Below are 16,892 nucleotides of genomic sequence, written 5' to 3' on the forward strand. Positions count from 1 at the left end.
GCGTCGATGCGGAGCATCGGCAACCGACGACAACGCCGCAGATGCGCGTGCCAGACCCCGCGTCTGCGGCGTGATCCAAACGACAGGCCCTAGGGGGTGCCGGCGGTGCCGCCGGCCCTGCGCACCGCCGTCAGCAGGCGCCGAACGCCGAGTGCGTGTGCGCCCGTGGTCATGAGGAGACGACCGTAGAGGGCGCCGGCCGGGCCGGGGAACCTCGCCCGGGTCTCGGCACGCAGCCGGGTGCGTCCCGGGCCGGCCTCGTCCAGGTGGAAGAGCAGGGCGTACGTCGAGAAGTGATGACGTCCGATCAGGACCAGCTCCGCCCTCGGAACCGCGGAGGCCACCCGGAAACCGGGAATGGTCGAGCCCTCCCCCAGGGGACGGGGCCCGGAGGCCGTGCGGTCGGCGCAACCGACCAGGCGTGCGTACGCGACCGCTCGGCCACCCCCGAAAGAGCGGTCCAGAACCTCACCGAGCGCGCCCCACACGACCTCGGCGTCCGCCGCGACGACCGTCGTGTGCTCGTCGACGTACGGCAGACAGAGCAGTGCGGCGGCGTCCATGGAGACCCCCTTCGCCGGCCGGTCGGATTCGGCCTGCCCGGCCAGTCTCGCGCGGCCGTCCGTGCGGGGGCCTCCTCCGGCGGGCGGACATCCGTCGCCGTGCGGGGGAGACGGGCCGCGCCCGCCCTCCTTCCGGCGGAGGACGCCCCTGCCTCCCGGCGGACTCCCCTGGGAATTCTCACTGTGCTCCGGACCCCGACCCGCCTACCATCGGTGTCATGACCTGGCGACATTGATCCACCAGCCGCGCCTCCCGAGGACCGCCTCGGCCGCCGTACTCCGGCGTCCGTTCGGTCCTTACGGGAAGGCCTCATGACACTTTCACCCGCACGCGTGCCCGCCACCGGCGTCCGGCGGCTGACGACCACGCTGTACGGCTACGCGTTCCTCGACGACTTCGTCCTGCTCTACCCGGTGTACGCGCTGTTGTTCGCCGACACCGGCATGTCGCTCTGGCAGATCTCCTCCCTGTTCGCCCTGTGGTCGATCACCTCGGTGGTGCTGGAAGTGCCCTCCGGCGCCTGGGCCGACGCCGTGTCCCGCCGGAGGCTGCTGTGGATCGGCCCGCTGCTCACCGCCGCCGGCTTCGCGCTGTGGGTGGTCGTCCCGTCGTACTGGGCCTTCGCGGTCGGCTTCGTCCTGTGGGGCGCGGGCGGGGCGCTCGGCTCCGGCGCCTTGGAGGCGCTGGTGTACGACGAGCTGGACCACCTCGGCGCCGCCGGCCGGTACGCGCGGGTCATGGGCCGGGCCCGGGCCGCGCGACTGGTGGGCACCGTGGCCTCCCTAGGCCTCGCGGGGCCCGTCTTCGCCCAGGGCGGCTACGCGGCGGTCGGTGCCGCGAGCTTCCTGGCCTGTGTGCTGACCGCCCTGACTGCGACCCGGTTCACCGAGCACCGGGTGCGGCCGGACGACGCCGCCGACAGCTGGGCGACGACCCTGCGGACCGGGCTCGCCGAGGTCCGCCGGGACCGTTCCGTGCGCGGCGCCCTGCTGCTGGTCCCGGCCGTTGCCGCGGTGTGGGGCGCGCTCGACGAGTACACCCCGCTGCTGGTCCGGGACATCGGCGTCGCCGAAGCGACCGTGCCCTACCTGATCATGCTGATCTGGGCGGGCGTCACCGTCGGCAGCCTCCTGGCCGGACCGGCCGAGCGCCTCGGCCCGGCCGGTCTCGCCATGCTGCTCGCCGGCGCCGCACTCGCCCTGGCCGTGGGCGCCGGATCCCGCTCACTGGCTGGTATCGCCCTCGTGAGCCTCGCCTTCGCCGGGTTCCAGCTGGCGGAGGTGCTGGCCGACGTCCGCCTCCAGCACCGTATCGACGAGTCACGCCGGGCCACGCTCACCTCCGTGGCGAGCCTGGGCACCGAGCTGGCGACGGTCGTCACGTTCGGCGTGTACGCGCTGCTCGGTACGGACATGGCGCACAGCAGCGTCTTCGCGGTGCTGGCGATCCCTTATGTGGTGACGGCGCTGGCGCTGGCTAGAGCGCGGGCCGCCACGGTACGACCGTGAAGTCGCCCGTCCCCTTCCTGACCTTCTCGAAGGGGGCGGATCCCACGCACTTGGGCAGCTCCTTCGTCTCGACGGGGCTGCCCGTGGACGCCCAGCTGTAGCCGAGCCGGTCGTGCCGGCCGGCGTCGTGGACGGTGATGCCGACCCGCTTGCCCTCGGCCCCCGGCAGGTCGGAGTCGGTGATCACACCGGAGACGACGGCCACCTTCCCGCCGGTCACAAGGCAGTCGACCTTCGCCTTGGCCCAGGCCCCCTCGCCGTTCTGGTAGTGGCTCCACTCGAACGTGCCGGTGGCCCTCATCGGGTCGGCCGTGTCCTTCGCGGCCAGGTGCGCGTCGAAGGAGAAGGTGATGTCGTCCCCGGCCGACCGGTACAGCTTGGCCTTGCCGGTGAGCGCGGCGGCCTCACGCCCGCTCTCGTCGGGGGCGGAGGCTGCAGTGCTCTCGCGCTTCCCGTCGGGGGCGGCGGCTCCGGCCGAGCCGGCCGCGGCGGCGACGGTGAGCAGCAGGGCGGAGCCGAGTAAGACGGTCCTCGTACGGCGGTTCATGGCGGTCCTTTCCGCAGGTGACGCACGTCGACTGGACGCTCACCACTGTCCCGGCGCGGCGCCCTCGCCACATCGCACCCGGGACGGGACCCGGCCTCCGCCGCCCGGCGGAGAAGTGCCGTTCGGGCATGCACCCGGGGAAGGACCGTCAGGGCCCGCAACGAATCGCCGCCGACCCGCCGGCGAACGCAATGATCCGCTCACGGACGCGCAACGGCTGCTCCTTGTCCGGCCGGAGCCGCCGACCGTACCGTCTATCAGGCCCCCCGAAACCCCCGCGTACCGGTGAGGAACACGCATGCGCACCGCCCTGCTCCAGAGCTCCGGCCGACCCGGCTCCACCGTCGAGAACCTCAAGGTCCTCGACGAGGCCGCGGGCCGGGCCGCCGCCGCGGGCGCCGGGCTGCTGGTCGCACCGGAGATGTTCCTGACCGGGTACGCGATCGGCGACGACATCGCCCGGCTCGCCGAGCCCGCCGACGGCGACTGCGCCGACGCCGTCGCCGAATCCGCGACCAGGCACGGACTGGCGATCGCCTACGGCTACCCCGAGCGGGCCGGCGAGACCGTGTTCAACTCCGCCCAGCTGATCTCCGCGGACGGCACCCGTCTCGCCAACTACCGCAAGACCCACCTCTTCGGCTGCTTCGAGCGGGACCACTTCACGCCCGGGGACCAGCCGGTCGTCCAGGCGGAGCTCGACGGTCTGCGCGTCGGGATCCTGATCTGCTACGACGTCGAGTTCCCGGAGAACGTCCGTGCCCACGCCCTCGCCGGCACCGACCTGCTGATCGTCCCGACGGCGCAGATGCACCCGTTCCAGTTCGTCGCCGAGTCGATGATCCCGGTGCGCGCCTTCGAGAACCAGATGTACGTCGCGTACGTCAACCGGGCCGGACGAGAGGGCGAGTTCGAGTTCGTGGGGCTGTCCACGCTCGCCGGGCCCGACGGGGTCGCCCGGACCCGGGCCGGGCGCGCCGAGGAACTCGTCCTCGCCGACGTCGACCCCGTCCTCCTCGCCGCCTCGCGCGAGGCCAACCCGTATCTGCGGGACCGGCGCCCCGGCCTGTACGGGCCGCTCGTCTGACCTCCCCCTGCACCTGCCTGTTTCTTCCGCAAGGAGTCCGTACCCCATGACGTCCACCGTGCCCAACGCCGTCGAGCACGCAGACGCGCAGCAGCCGCCGATCACCATGTTCGGCCCGGACTTCCCGTACGCCTACGACGACTTCCTGGCCCACCCGGCGGGTCTCGGGCAGATACCCGCGACCGAGCACGGCACGGAGGTCGCGGTCATCGGCGGCGGCCTGTCCGGCATCGTCGCCGCGTACGAGCTGATGAAGATGGGCCTCAAGCCGGTCGTGTACGAGGCCGACCAGATCGGCGGGCGGCTGCGGACGGTGGGCTTCGACGGGTGCGACGACTCCCTCACCGCCGAGATGGGCGCGATGCGCTTCCCGCCGTCCTCCACCGCCCTCCAGCACTACATCGACCTCGTCGGCCTCCAGACGCGGCCCTTCCCCAACCCCCTGGCGGAGACGACCCCGTCGACCGTCGTCGACCTCAAGGGCGAGTCGCACTACGCCGAGACGATCGCCGACCTGCCCCAGGTGTACCGGGACGTCGCCGAGGCCTGGAACCGGTGCCTGGAGGAGGGCGCCGACTTCTCCGACATGAACCGGGCCCTGCGCGAGCGGGATGTCCCGCGCATCCGCGAGATCTGGTCCCGGCTCGTCGAGAAGCTCGACAACCAGACCTTCTACGGCTTCCTCTGCGACTCCGAGGCGTTCAAGTCCTTCCGGCACCGCGAGATCTTCGGCCAGGTCGGTTTCGGCACGGGCGGCTGGGACACCGACTTCCCCAACTCCATCCTGGAGATCCTGCGCGTCGTCTACACCGAGGCCGACGACCACCACCGCGGCATCGTCGGCGGCTCCCAGCAACTGCCGCTGCGCCTGTGGGAACGCGAGCCGGAGAAGATCGTCCACTGGGCCTACGGGACCTCGCTCGCGAGCCTCCACGACAACCGTGAGCCCCGCCCGGCCGTCACCCGCCTGCACCGCACCGCCGGCAACCGCATCACGGTGACCGACGCGCGCGGCGACATCCGGACCTACCCGGCGGCGATCTTCACCGCACAGTCCTGGATGCTGCTGTCGAAGATCGACTGCGACGACTCGCTCTTCCCGATCGACCACTGGACGGCCATCGAGCGCACGCACTACATGGAGAGCTCCAAGCTCTTCGTGCCGGTCGACCGGCCGTTCTGGCTCGACAAGGACGAGGAGACCGGGAGGGACGTCATGTCGATGACGCTCACCGACCGGATGACGCGCGGGACCTACCTCCTCGACAACGGGCCCGACCAGCCCGCCGTCATCTGCCTCTCCTACACCTGGTGCGACGACAGCCTCAAGTGGCTGCCGCTGTCCGCGAACGAGCGGATGGAGGTCATGCTCAAGTCGCTCGGCGAGATCTATCCGAAGGTCGACATCCGCAAGCACATCATCGGCAACCCCGTGACCGTGTCCTGGGAGAACGAGCCGTACTTCATGGGCGCGTTCAAGGCCAACCTGCCCGGCCACTACCGCTACCAGCGGCGCCTGTTCACGCACTTCATGCAGGACCGGCTGCCCGAGGACAAGCGCGGCATCTTCCTCGCCGGCGACGACATCTCCTGGACGGCCGGTTGGGCCGAGGGCGCCGTCCAGACCGCCCTCAACGCGGTCTGGGGCGTCATGCACCACTTCGGCGGCACGACCGACCCGGCCAACCCGGGCCCCGGCGACGTGTACGACGAGATCGCGCCGGTCGAGCTTCCGGAGGACTAGGAGGACCAGGGGGACGGGAGCCGCGGTTCGGGCAGGGGCGTGAGCAGCATGCGCCCCGCGAAACCCACCGCCGTGTCCAGGCGCTCGGTGAACTCCTCGGCGACGTCGGGGAGTCCGCGCAGCGCCCACAGCGCCCGGGCCGCCGTCCACGCGGCGTCGCGGGCGCGCTCCAGGCTCCATGAGCCGAGCAGATGGGTCAGCGGGTCCGCGATCTGGAGGAGGTCGGGTCCCGGCATCAGCTCTTCGCGGATGCGCTCCTCCAGCGAGACGAGGAGATCGCCCACCGCGTCGAACTCGTCCTCCAGCTCGACGGGTGCGCGGCCGAGCGTACGGCAGGTGTCCACGACGGCCAGCGCGAGATCGTGCCCGATGTGCGCGTTGATGCCCGCGAGCGCGAACTGCAGCGGACGTACTCCGGGGTGGCGCCGGAACTGGAACAGGGGCCGCCAACAGGCCGGCGGGCGCCGCTCGCCGGCCACCGCCTCGACGGCCTCCAGGTACCGCTGCGCGAACCGAACGTCCAGCGTGATCGCGGCGTACGGGTCCACGAACCGCCCGGTGTCGACGTACCGGTCCACCGCTTCTGTCACGGCGAGGTAGACGCGGTTGAAGACGGCCACCCCGTCCCGGGGGTGCAGGGTCGCGTCGAGGGCGCGCATACGGGAGATGACTCCGTCGACCGGAGTGTCCAGGGCTGGGGGGACTTGTTCGCATCGCGGCATGCGGGCAGAGTCCCAGCTCTAGGCTGGCGGGAGTACCGGCAGGCCCGGCGCTTCCCCGGAACGGGGGAACGCCGCCCGCCGCAGGGGGAGGGGGACCGGCACCGTGTCAGGCTCGCGTGCCCAGCGCCTGGCTGCCCGCAGGGCCGAGCGCAGGCGTGCCGTACGGCGTGGCGCGATGGTCGCGGCGGCCTCCGTCGTGGTCGCGGCCGGCTCGGTCGCCGGGGTGCTGTCCGCGTTCGACGACCGGCGCGGCCCGGACCGGGCCCAGCGCCCCGTGGTGTCCGCGTCGCCCCGGCTGGCGCCCTTGCCCGCGGCGCCGTCGGTGTCCCCGTCGGTCACCGGGTCGGCTTCCCCCACGCCCGCCACCTCCGCGCCGGTGGCGCCGAGCCCTACCCCGTCGCCGTCGCGACCCCGGAAGAAGCAGGAGCGGACCAGCCGCGTGAGCGCCCGGCTCTACCGCCACCCCGACTCCCAGGTGCTCGACTGGGTCCGGGACAACTCCGGCGATCCTCGCCACGCGGTCATCGCCTCTCGCATCGCCGACCAGCCGGCCGCCGTCTGGTTCGCCGACTACTCCCCGGACACGCTCACCGCGCGGGTCGCCGCCGTGACGTCGGGCGGTGCCGCCCTGGGCCGGGTGCCCGTCCTCGTGCCGTACGCGATCCCCGGCCGGGACTGCGGCGGGTACTCCCAGGGCGGGGCGCCCGACCTCGACGCCTACGACGCGTGGATCGACCGGTTCGCCGACGGGCTGGGCTCCGGCGAGGTCATCGTCGTCCTGGAGCCGGACTCGGTCGCCCAGGCCGCGTGCCTGTCCGCCGGTGAGCGCGCGGACCGCTTCGCCTCGCTGGCCCGGGCCGGACGCGTGCTGAAGGCCGCCAACCCCCGGGCCCGCGTGTACTTCGACGCGGGGCACTCGGGCTGGAACGCGCCCGGCCAGCAGGCCGCGTGGCTGCGGCAGGCCGGTGCCGCCTCGCCCGCCTCCTCCGACGGGATCTTCAGCAACGTCTCCAACTTCCACACCACGGCCGACGAGGTGGCCTACGACCGGCGGGTCCTGGACGCGCTCGGCGGCCCGGCGGGCCTGGGCGCCGTCATCGACACCAGCCGCAACGGCAACGGCGCCCCGCCCGGCGGCACCTGGTGCGACCCGGCGGGCCGCAAGCTCGGCCGGACACCGACCCTCAGCACAGGCGAGGACCGGATCGACGCCTATCTCTGGGTCAAGCTGCCGGGGGAGTCGGACGGCTGCAAGGGCAAGCCGGGGACGTTCACGGCGTCGTACGCCTACGACTTGGCCTCGTCGTAGGAGCTGGTGCCCTCGTCCAGCAGTGGCTGCTGCGTCTTCAGGTGCGGCGGGGCGAAGGCCCGCAGCGCGTGGTAGCCGGTGATGACGACGAGCGTGCCGAGCGCGATGCCGCTCAGCGAGAAGGTGTCCGTGATCTTCATGGAGACGTTGCCGACGCCGATGATGATGCCGGCCGCCGCCGGGACCAGATTCAGCGGATTGCGCAGGTCCACCCCGGCGTTGAGCCAGATCTGGGCGCCGAGCAGGCCGATCATGCCGTACAGGATCACGGTGATGCCGCCGAGGACACCGCCCGGGATCGCGGCGACGACCGCGCCGAACTTCGGGCAGACGCCGAAGAGCAGGGCGAAGCCGGCGGCGGCCCAGTAGGCGGCCGTGGAGTAGACGCGGGTCGCGGCCATCACGCCGATGTTCTCGGAGTACGTGGTGTTGGGCGGGCCGCCGACCGCGGTGGACAGCATCGAGCCGACGCCGTCGGCCGCGATCGCCGTGCCGAGCTTGTCGTCCAGCGGGTCGCCGGTCATCTCGCCGACCGCCTTGACGTGCCCGGCGTTCTCCGCGACCAGCGCGATGACGACCGGCAGGGCGACCAGGATCGCCGACCACTCGAACGACGGGGCGTGCAGGGTCGGCAGCCCGATCCAGTCGGCCTGACCCACGCCGGAGAGGTCCAGCCGCCAGTGGTCGGTGAGCTTGCCGCTCGCGTCCACCGAGTGGATCCTGCCGAAGACCAGGTCGAAGACCCAGGAGATGCCGTACCCGAAGACCAGCCCGAGGAAGATCGCGATCCGGGACCAGAAACCGCGCAGACAGACGACCGCCAGCCCGGTGAACAGCATCACCAGCAGCGCCGTCCACTGATCCTGCGGCCAGTACGTCGAGGCCGTCACCGGCGCCAGGTTGAAGCCGATCAGCATCACCACCGCGCCGGTCACGACCGGGGGCATCGCGGCGTGGATGATCCGCGCACCGAACCGCCGCACGGCGAGCCCCACGAGGAACAGCGCGACGCCGACGACGAACACCGCGCCGGTGACGGTGGCACTGCTGCCGCCCTGCGCCCGGATGACCGCCGCCACGCCGACGAAGGACAGCGAGCAGCCCAGATAGCTGGGCACGCGGCCGCGGGTGGCGAGCAGGAACACGACGGTCGCGACGCCCGACATCATGATCGCGAGGTTGGGGTCCAGGCCCATCAAGACCGGGGCCACGAAGGACGCGCCGAACATGGCGACCACGTGCTGGGCACCGAGCCCGGCGGTGCGGGGCCAGGAGAGCCGCTCGTCGGGGCGGACCACCGCGCCGGGCGCCGGGGTGCGTCCGTCGCCGCCGTGCAGTTTCCAGCGGACGCCGAGATCCATGGTGCGGTTTCGCTTTCGTCGTGCGTGCGAGTGTCCGGACCATTGTCGGGGTGCGTCAGCGGTGGTGATGACCCAGGGCGATCGGAGGCTCGTTCAGGGCCGCGGGTCGGGGACCGACGCGTCCGGCCGGCTGATCGTCGCCCGGTCGCCGGGGCGCAGCACGCGCGCGAACGCCACCAGTCCGCAGGACAGCAGCGTCACCAGGGCGAACGACACCATCAGGCTGGTCGCCTGCGCCAGCAGGCCGATCGCGCTCGGCGCGACCAGGCCCGAGGTGTACGTGATGGTCGCGACGCCCGCGATGGCCAGGCTCGGGTTGGCCCCGCTGCGGCCCGCCGCCGCGAAGCACAGCGGTACCACGACGGCGATGCCCAGCCCCATCAGCGCGAACCCGGTCATCGCCACCGCCGGGTGCTCGGCGACCACGATCAGCAGCCCGCCGAAGACGGCGAACACGCCGCTCGCCCGCACGGTCCGCACGGCACCGAAGCGGTCCACGACCTTGTCACCGGCGATCCGGGCGATGGCCATGGTGAGCGTGAAGCCCGTCGTGCACGCCGCGGCGAGACCGGCCGAGGTCTCCAACTGCTCGCGCAGATAGACCGCCGACCAGTCCAGGCTCGCGCCCTCGGCGAACACCGCGCAGAACCCGATCGCACCGATGAGCAGCGCCGACCGGGGCGGCAGCGCGAAGCGCGGCGGCGGCTCCTCGTCCTCGGCGGGCTGGAGGTCGAGCACCCACTGACAGGACAGCACGCCGACGACGGTGAGGACCGCGGCGGCCAGGACGTGGTGCAGCCGGGCGTCCGATCCGAGGTGCGCGGCGAGCGTGCCGGCCGCCGAGCCGACCAGGGCGCCCGCGCTCCACATGCCGTGCAGACCGGACATGATCGACCGGCCGAGGCGGTTCTCGACCTCGACGCCCAGCGCGTTCATCGCCACGTCCGCCATGCCCGCCGTGGCGCCGTAGGTGAACAGGGCCAGGCAGAGCGTGAGCAGGTTCGGGGCGAGGGACGGCAGGATCAGCGACAGCGTCCACAGGGCGATCAGTCCGCGCAGCGCGTTGCGGGCACCGAAGCGGTGGCTGACGCTGCCGGCGAGCGGCATCGCGACGGACGCGCCGAGCGCGGGGAAGGCGAGCGCGATCCCCAACTGGCCGGCGCTGACGCCCGCGTGGTCCTGGATCCACGGCACGCGGGTGGCGAACGAGCCGGTCACGGCGCCGTGCACGGCGAAGACGGCGGCCACGGCGTACCGCGACCGCTTCACCTCGCGCTCGTCATGGACCACGTTGCTCATTCTCCGGCCCCCGTCCTCTCCTGGTCTTCCCCGCGTGGGCGCCCGTTGGCGCGCGGTGGCGGGCGTAAACTATCAGGAACCCTGCCTGATAGATAAGGGGATGACCGGTCGGCCGGAACACCCGGCCGTTTGGCCCCACAGATCTGGAAGGATCCCGGCATGCCCGCATCCCCGAGCACCGCCCGGGCCATCAACGACCGGCTCGCCCTGCGCCTGCTCCAGCAGGAGGGCCCGCTGACGGCAGGGCAGTTGAAGCACCTGACCGGTCTGTCCCGGCCCACCGTCGCCGACCTCGTCGAACGCCTCAACGCCGCAGGGCTCATCGAGGTGGTCGGAGAGGCGGGGGAGCAGCGCCGCGGGCCCAACGCCAAGGTGTACGGCATCGTCGCCGACCGGGCGCACCTCGCCGCGCTGGACGTACGCACGGAGGGTGTCGCCGTGGCCGTCGCGGACCTGGTGGGACGGGTGCTGGCCGAGGAGTCGGTGCCCATCGGCGGCGACATGGGGACGGGCCCCGCCGTCGAGCAGGCGGTGGCGCTGGTCGAGCGCGTGGTGAAGGAGGCCGGCGCGGACCGTCTGCACACCGTCGGGATCGGGGCGCCCGGCCTGATCGACCCGGCCAGCGGCGAACTCCGCGATTCCTCCGGGCTGCCGGAGTGGCACCGCCGGCTCGTCGCCGCCCTCCAGGAGCGGCTGCCCGAGGCCCGGGTGAGCGTGGAGAACGAGACCAACCTCGCGGCGCTGGCGGAGCAGCGTGACGGGGCGGCCCGGGACCGGGACACCTTCGTCCTGCTGTGGCTCGGCCACGGAACGGGCGCGGCGGTGGTCCTCGACGGCGCACTACGGCGCGGTGCCTCCGGCGGCACCGGCGAGATCGGCTTCCTCCCGGTCCCGGGCCCGGCCGCGCTGCCGTCCTCGAAGGACTGCGAGGGCGGGTTCCACTCCCTGGCGGCGTCGGCCGCGGTCGTGGACCTCGCGGCACGGTACGGGGTTTCACCGGAGCCGGGGCAGGAGCCGGCGGTGGTGGGGGTCGTGCGGGCGGCGGTCGGTGTGGTGCGGTCGGCTGTGCGCGACGTGCGGGCGGCGGAGACGGGGGCCGGGGTGTCCGAGTCCCCCGCGGCCGTCCCCGCCGCCCGTTTCCTCGACGCCCTCGCCGATCGTCTCGCCGTCGGTGTCGCCGCGGTCGTCGCGATCCTGGACCCCGGTTGCGTGGTGCTCGGCGGCGAGGTCGGCCGAGCGGGCGGCGACGGACTCGCCGCCCGCGTGCAGGACCGCATCGGCCGGATGACCCCGCTGCCCACGGAGGTACGGACAACCGCACTCGGCGGCAGCGCGGTCCTGCGCGGCGCCCTCCTCACGGCCCGCGACCGCGCCCAGGAGGAACTCTTCGCTCCGGGGGAACGGCCCGTACGGCGGTGGTAGTCCGGCCCCGGGTGTCACGCCCGGGACTGCCCGCTGCCCGTCCGTGCCTGCTCGCCCCCGTACCGCCGCGCCAGGTACTCCTCGAACGTGCCCGTGCCGGTCGCCTGCTGCGGCGTCAGGTGACCACCGCTGCGGAAGCCCCGGAACGCCGCGCCCCGCGGCGGTACGTTCACCACCGCCCGACGCCGCCCGGTCGCCTTCAGATACGCGCGGGCCAGGGACTCGATCGTCCGCACCTGCGGCCCGCCCATGTCCTCGACCCGCCCCGCCGGTGCCCCCGCCGCCAGTCCGGCCAGCCGGTCGGCGACCTCGGCCACCTCGACCGGCTGGTCCCGGACACCCGCCGGCAGGAACAGGACCGGCAGCTTCGCCAGCCCCTGGAACAACATGACGAGCAGGTCGTGGAACTGCGTCGCCCGCAGCACGGTCCAGTCGAGCCCCGACTGCTCGATCAGCTTCTCCACCGCGAGCTTGCTCTTGTAGTAGCGGAACGGCACCCGGTCGACGCCCACGATGGAGATGTAGACGAGGTGCCGCACACCGGCCCCGCGCGCCGCCCTGATGAGGTTCGCCGCCGCCCGCTCGTCGCCCTTGGGTGATGACGCGCAGTGCACGATCGTGTCCACACCGGCAACGGCCGCGTCCAGCGCGGTACCGCCCTCCCGCAGGTCGACCGCGTACGGCTGGGTGTGCCGGCTGAGCACCCGCACGTCGTGCCCGTCCGCGCGCAGCCGCTCGGCGACGAGCCGGCCGAGCGTTCCGGTGCCGCCGGTCACCAGGATCGTGGTCATGCTGTTCAGTCCCTTCACAACGCCGACGCTCCCGGCCGGAGCGCCCTCTGCAACTGAGACCGGACAGCCCCTGCCGGATGTGACACCCCGCGCGGCGATCCGGGACCGCGTCCGCCATCGCGCGCTGCGCGCCCGGCACGACTGGCGTCCCGCGCCGGTGATCCGCTTCCCGCGCTGGCGATCCGTGTCCCGCGCCGGTGCTCCGCGTCCAGCCTGACGTTCCGCGTCCCGCGCGACGATCTGCGAGCCGCGTGGCGTTCCGCGACCGCGCCCGGCGTTCGCGTCTCGTGCCCGGCGCGACTGGCGTCCCGCGCCGACGATCCGCGACCCGCGCGACGCCCCGCGACGACCCGCGCGACGATCCTCGACCCCGCCTTTCGATCCGCGTCCGGTGCCCGGTATGACCTGCGTCCCGTGCCGCCCTACGACCCGCGATCACGACCCACGACCCACGACCCACGACCTGCGCCCGACGACCCGCGACAGGCGTCCCGCTCCCGTCGGCGACCCCGCGTCCCCGCCCCGCCGGCCCTACGGCCGACTGAGCTGGCGCCGTGCGAATGCCAGTTTCTCCGGGTTGACCACGGCCCGCACGCCCACGACCAGCCCGTCGCGCACCTCCAAGGCCGCCAGGCCGACGAGGGTGTCGCCCGCCCAGCTGGCAAGCCCCGTCGCGCCGTTGACCTCGGTGACGGTGAACTCCAGGCCCACCGAGAACTTCGGGCCCCCGCCCGCCAGGAACTGGGCGATCCTCGGCCCGCCCTCGATCGGCCACCGGGCCGCGGTGACCTTGCCGCCCCCGTCGCTCCACCAGGTCGCGTCGGCCGCGAGCAGCTTCTCCAGCCCGGCCAGGTCGCCCTCGCGCGCCGCCGTGATGAACGACGTGACGAGTTCCTCCTGCCGCTCGGACGCGGCCTCGAACCGGGCCTGCGGCTCGCCCACCCGCCGCACGGCCCGCCGGTACAGCTGGCGGCAGTTGGCCTCACTCAGATCCAGCACACCGGCGATCTCCCGGTGCCCGTAGCCGAACGCCTCCCGCAGCACGTACACCGCCCGCTCGGCCGGGGTGAGCCGCTCCAGGAGCACCAGCATCGCCATCGACACGGCGTCCCGCTGCTCGGCCGACTCCAGCGGCCCGAGCGCGCCGTCCGCGGTCACCACCGGCTCGGGCAGCCAGGTGCCGACGTACTGCTCGCGCCGGGCCCGGGCGGAGGTCAGCCGGTTCAGACACAAGTTGGTGACGACCTTGGCGAGCCAGGCCGCCGGATGCTCGATCTCCGCGCGGTCCGCGCCGCTGAAGCGCAGATACGCGTCCTGGACCGCGTCCTGCGCCTCCTGCGCGGAGCCCAGCAGCCGGTAGGCGAGCGAGAACAGCCGGGGCCGGTGGGTCTCGAACTCCTCGGCGAGCGTGGTGGTCATACGCCTCACCCTGCCAGAACACCGTCCGTGCGGCGTGGGAAGGCCCGACGGCGGGCAAGGGCCGTCGTCACCGCCGCCGGGCCGGTCCGGGCGAGATGCGCACGACCCTAGAAAGGACTAGACCACATCGTCAATAGGTGTGTACCAACGCGAGGGGTGTCCAACGAGGGTGGGAGCGCACGGGAGTTGCATCACCCTGTCGCGCACGGGAAGGGTGGCGACACGTTCTGTGAGGCACCCCACACCGCTCGCCCGTCTGGACATCGATCAGGCGTGGCACACTGGCCTTGTATCAGTAGCAGCGCACTCCGGGGTCGGTGAAAGTCCGAACCGGCGGTTACAGTCCGCGACCCGGTCGCCTCCAGCGGCCGGTTGACCAGGTGAAATTCCTGGACCGACGGTTAAAGTCCGGATGGGAGGCAGTGCGCGGCGAGCGGGCATACGTGCGCGCCGCCCATGAAGTCCGTCCTCCGGGCGGACTCCGTCCGGCGTCGTTCCCGGTGTCCTCGCTCGTAGATCTGTCGTCATCGACAGCCCCGGAGTCCGTGCCCAAAGAGGCAGGAGGACCCGGGAAGTGTTCACCGGAATCGTCGAAGAGCTGGGCGAGGTCACCGCCGTCGAGACCCTCGACGACGCCTGTCGCTTCCGCCTGCGAGGCCCCGTCGTCACCCAGGGCGCGAAACACGGCGACTCCATCGCCGTCAACGGCGTCTGCCTCACGGTCGTCGACCACGAGGGCGACGAGTTCACCGCCGACGTGATGGCCGAGACCCTCAACCGCTCCAGCCTCGGCGCGCTCAAGGCGGGCTCCCGTGTCAACCTCGAACGCCCCATGGCCGTCGGCGAACGCCTCGGCGGGCACATCGTGCAGGGCCATGTGGACGGCACCGGCGAGATCCTGGAGCGCAAGCCGTCCGACAACTGGGAGATCGTGAAGATCTCCCTCCCCGCGGACCTCACCCGGTACGTCGTCGAGAAGGGCTCCATCACCGTCGACGGCATCAGCCTCACCGTCGTCGACGCCGGCCCCGACTACTTCACCGTCAGCCTCATCCCCACCACCCTCGACCTGACCACGCTCGGCCACAAGCAGCCCGGCGACCCGGTCAACCTCGAGGTGGACGTCATCGCCAAGTACGTCGAGCGGATGCTGGGCGACCGTGCGCGGGGGGCGGCCAAGTGAACTGGCTCAACTCCGAGGCCTTCACGCTCTTCGGCCAGCACATCAAGTGGTCCGACATGATCGGCAACGTGATCGGCCTGGCCGCCCTCGCCCTCGGCTGGCGCCGCTCCATATGGACCTGGCCCGCCCAGTTCGTCTCCGGCCTGATCCTCTTCACGGCCTTCGCCACCGCCCACCTCTCCGGCAGCGCCGGCAAGCAGATCGTCGTGATGCTCGTCGCCACGTACGGCTTCTGGCAGTGGAACCGCGGCCGGCGGCAGGCCCAGGACGGCTCCATCGCCGTACGCTTCGCGACCTGGCGCGAGCGCGGGATCCTGACCGGCGCCGCCGCCCTCGGCACCCTCGCGGTCGGCGGCCTGTTCACAGCCTTCCCGACCCTGTCCTGGGACCCCTGGCCGGACGCGTACATCTTCGTCGGCACCATCGTCGCGATGTACGCCCAGGCCCGCGGCATGGTCGAGTTCTGGTTCGCCTGGCTGCTGGTCGACCTGGTCGGCGTCCCGCTGAACTTCGCCAACGGCTTCGCCTTCTCCGGCTTCGTCTACGTCATCTACGGCGCGCTCGTCCTGTGGGGCCTGCGCGACTGGTGGCTGCGCTCCCGCACGGCAGCGCAGCCCGCCCTGGAAGGAGCGCCGGCATGAGCACGGCACCGATCCTGTACGGCACCGACGGCTTCGAGGACCTCACGCTCGACCCGGTCGAGCAGGCCATCGCCGACATCGCGGCCGGCCGCCCGGTCGTGGTCGTCGACGACGAGGACCGGGAGAACGAGGGTGACCTCGTGATCGCCGCCGAGAAGGCGACCCCCGAGATCGTCGCCTTCATGATGAGCGAGTGCCGCGGCCTGATCTGCGCGCCCATGGAGGGCGACGAACTCGACCGGCTGCGCCTGCCGCAGATGGTCGAGGACAACACCGAGTCGATGAAGACGGCGTTCACGGTCTCCGTCGACGCCTCCGCCGCGCACGGCGTGGGCACCGGCATCTCGGCCGCCGACCGCGCCACCACCCTCCAACTGCTCGCCGACGGCGCCGCCCAGCCCGACGACTTCGTCCGCCCCGGCCATGTCTTCCCGCTGCGCGCCCGGCCCGGCGGGGTCCTCACGCGCAACGGCCACACCGAGGCCGCCGTCGACCTCGCCCGCCTCGCGGGCCTGCGCCCGGCCGGCGCGATCGTCGAGATCGCCGGTGAGGACGGCACGATGCTGCGCCTGCCCGAGCTGGTCCCCTTCGCCCGCAAGCACGGCCTGACGATCATCTCCATCGAGGACCTGATCGCCTACCGCCGCAGCAGCGAGCCCACCGTCCGCCGCGAGGCCAGGACCCAACTGCCCACCGCCCACGGCACCTTCACCGCCTACGGCTACCGCTCCACCGTCGACGGCGTCGAGCACGTGGCCCTGGTGCACGGCGAGATCGGCGACGGCCAGGACGTCCTCGTCCGCGTCCACTCCGAATGCCTCACCGGCGACGTCTTCGGCTCCGCCCGCTGTGACTGCGGCCCCCAGCTGGACGCCTCGCTGGCGCGTATCCAGGCCGAGGGCCGCGGAGTCGTGGTCTACCTGCGCGGTCATGAGGGCCGCGGCATCGGCCTGATGTCCAAGCTGCGCGCCTACGAACTCCAGGAGCGCGGCCGCGACACCCTCGACGCCAACCTCGAACTCGGCCTGCCCGCCGACGCCCGCGACTACGCCGCCGGAGCCCAGATCCTCGCCGACCTCGGCGTGCGCGGCGTCCGCCTGCTGACCAACAACCCCGACAAGACCGACGCGCTCACCCGCCACGGCATCGTGGTGAAGGCGCGCGTGCCGATGCCCGTGAGCGCCGGCGAGCACAACCTCCGCTACCTGCGCACCAAGCGGGACCGGATGGGCCACGACCTGCCCTGGCTGGACACGACCACCGTGCCGGCCTGCGGCAACCAGTAAGAGAGCACA

15 protein-coding genes and 1 riboswitch are annotated in these 16,892 nt (G+C 72.6%); of the genes, 8 read left to right on the forward strand and 7 right to left on the reverse strand.

Annotated elements, in window-relative coordinates; all coding sequences use genetic code 11:
- Window positions 1–89: 89 nt before the first annotated feature.
- The gene (locus ABZ192_RS35345; RefSeq protein ID WP_356928570.1) at window positions 90–563 is read right to left on the reverse strand and encodes a hypothetical protein; all 474 of its coding nucleotides are present in this window, start codon (window positions 561–563) and stop codon (window positions 90–92) included.
- 312 nt (window positions 564–875) lie between these two features.
- Here ABZ192_RS35345 and ABZ192_RS35350 point away from each other — a divergent pair, with 312 nt between their 5' ends.
- On the forward strand, window positions 876–2,072 hold the full coding sequence (locus tag ABZ192_RS35350) for an MFS transporter (protein ID WP_356928571.1): 1,197 nt from the start codon (window positions 876–878) through the stop codon (window positions 2,070–2,072).
- On the opposite strand, the gene ABZ192_RS35355 is transcribed toward ABZ192_RS35350, so the two are convergent.
- On the reverse strand, window positions 2,041–2,619 hold the full coding sequence (locus ABZ192_RS35355; RefSeq protein ID WP_356928572.1) for a Repetin: 579 nt from the start codon (window positions 2,617–2,619) through the stop codon (window positions 2,041–2,043). The two genes, ABZ192_RS35350 and ABZ192_RS35355, sit on opposite strands and share 32 nt — an antisense overlap.
- Before the next feature lie 298 nt (window positions 2,620–2,917).
- Here ABZ192_RS35355 and ABZ192_RS35360 point away from each other — a divergent pair, with 298 nt between their 5' ends.
- Window positions 2,918–3,706, forward strand: a complete 789-nt coding sequence (locus ABZ192_RS35360; RefSeq protein WP_356928573.1) for a carbon-nitrogen hydrolase family protein — start codon at window positions 2,918–2,920, stop codon at window positions 3,704–3,706.
- 46 nt (window positions 3,707–3,752) lie between these two features.
- On the forward strand, window positions 3,753–5,450 hold the full coding sequence (locus tag ABZ192_RS35365) for an NAD(P)/FAD-dependent oxidoreductase (protein WP_356928574.1): 1,698 nt from the start codon (window positions 3,753–3,755) through the stop codon (window positions 5,448–5,450).
- Here ABZ192_RS35365 and ABZ192_RS35370 read toward each other — a convergent pair.
- On the reverse strand, window positions 5,447–6,172 hold the full coding sequence (locus tag ABZ192_RS35370) for a DUF5995 family protein (RefSeq protein WP_356928575.1): 726 nt from the start codon (window positions 6,170–6,172) through the stop codon (window positions 5,447–5,449). The two genes, ABZ192_RS35365 and ABZ192_RS35370, sit on opposite strands and share 4 nt — an antisense overlap.
- A gap of 175 nt (window positions 6,173–6,347) precedes the next feature.
- Between ABZ192_RS35370 and ABZ192_RS35375 the strand changes: the two genes are divergently transcribed.
- Entirely contained in the window at window positions 6,348–7,481 is a 1,134-nt protein-coding gene (locus tag ABZ192_RS35375) for a glycoside hydrolase family 6 protein (RefSeq protein WP_356928627.1), read from the forward strand.
- Here ABZ192_RS35375 and ABZ192_RS35380 read toward each other — a convergent pair.
- Together ABZ192_RS35380 and ABZ192_RS35385 are read right to left on the reverse strand one after the other, a co-directional pair.
- Window positions 7,460–8,842: a solute carrier family 23 protein gene (locus ABZ192_RS35380; RefSeq protein ID WP_356928576.1), complete on the reverse strand. Its 1,383-nt coding sequence runs from the start codon at window positions 8,840–8,842 to the stop codon at window positions 7,460–7,462. The two genes, ABZ192_RS35375 and ABZ192_RS35380, sit on opposite strands and share 22 nt — an antisense overlap.
- 93 nt (window positions 8,843–8,935) lie before the next feature.
- Complete coding sequence (locus tag ABZ192_RS35385) at window positions 8,936–10,141, reverse strand: MFS transporter (protein ID WP_356928577.1); 1,206 nt, start codon at window positions 10,139–10,141, stop codon at window positions 8,936–8,938.
- A 159-nt stretch (window positions 10,142–10,300) separates the two neighbouring features.
- On the opposite strand from ABZ192_RS35385, the gene ABZ192_RS35390 reads away from it, so the two are divergent.
- Window positions 10,301–11,563, forward strand: a complete 1,263-nt coding sequence (locus ABZ192_RS35390) for an ROK family transcriptional regulator (protein WP_356928578.1) — start codon at window positions 10,301–10,303, stop codon at window positions 11,561–11,563.
- A 14-nt stretch (window positions 11,564–11,577) separates the two neighbouring features.
- On the opposite strand, the gene ABZ192_RS35395 is transcribed toward ABZ192_RS35390, so the two are convergent.
- Together ABZ192_RS35395 and ABZ192_RS35400 are read right to left on the reverse strand one after the other, a co-directional pair.
- Window positions 11,578–12,354 carry an NAD(P)H-binding protein gene (locus ABZ192_RS35395; RefSeq protein WP_356928579.1) on the reverse strand — a complete coding sequence of 259 codons (777 nt, stop codon included), beginning with the start codon at window positions 12,352–12,354 and terminating at the stop codon, window positions 11,578–11,580.
- Between the two features lie 531 nt (window positions 12,355–12,885).
- Window positions 12,886–13,773: an RNA polymerase sigma-70 factor gene (locus ABZ192_RS35400; protein ID WP_356928580.1), complete on the reverse strand. Its 888-nt coding sequence runs from the start codon at window positions 13,771–13,773 to the stop codon at window positions 12,886–12,888.
- Window positions 13,774–14,072: 299 nt separating this feature from the next.
- A riboswitch (FMN riboswitch) is annotated at window positions 14,073–14,203 on the forward strand.
- Between the two features lie 144 nt (window positions 14,204–14,347).
- On the opposite strand from ABZ192_RS35400, the gene ABZ192_RS35405 reads away from it, so the two are divergent.
- The 3 genes from ABZ192_RS35405 to ABZ192_RS35415 are packed head-to-tail and all read left to right on the forward strand — an operon-like array spanning window position 14,348 to window position 16,883.
- The gene (locus ABZ192_RS35405) at window positions 14,348–14,956 is read left to right on the forward strand and encodes a riboflavin synthase (RefSeq protein ID WP_356928581.1); all 609 of its coding nucleotides are present in this window, start codon (window positions 14,348–14,350) and stop codon (window positions 14,954–14,956) included.
- Window positions 14,953–15,597, forward strand: a complete 645-nt coding sequence (locus ABZ192_RS35410) for a nicotinamide mononucleotide transporter family protein (RefSeq protein ID WP_356928582.1) — start codon at window positions 14,953–14,955, stop codon at window positions 15,595–15,597. Before ABZ192_RS35405 ends, ABZ192_RS35410 begins: the two co-directional genes overlap by 4 nt.
- Complete coding sequence (locus tag ABZ192_RS35415) at window positions 15,594–16,883, forward strand: bifunctional 3,4-dihydroxy-2-butanone-4-phosphate synthase/GTP cyclohydrolase II (protein WP_356928583.1); 1,290 nt, start codon at window positions 15,594–15,596, stop codon at window positions 16,881–16,883. Before ABZ192_RS35410 ends, ABZ192_RS35415 begins: the two co-directional genes overlap by 4 nt.
- The last annotated feature ends 9 nt before the right edge of the window (window positions 16,884–16,892 follow it).

It is taken from the genome of Streptomyces sp. NPDC006235, from assembly GCF_040613735.1.
Lineage (GTDB): Bacteria > Actinomycetota > Actinomycetes > Streptomycetales > Streptomycetaceae > Streptomyces.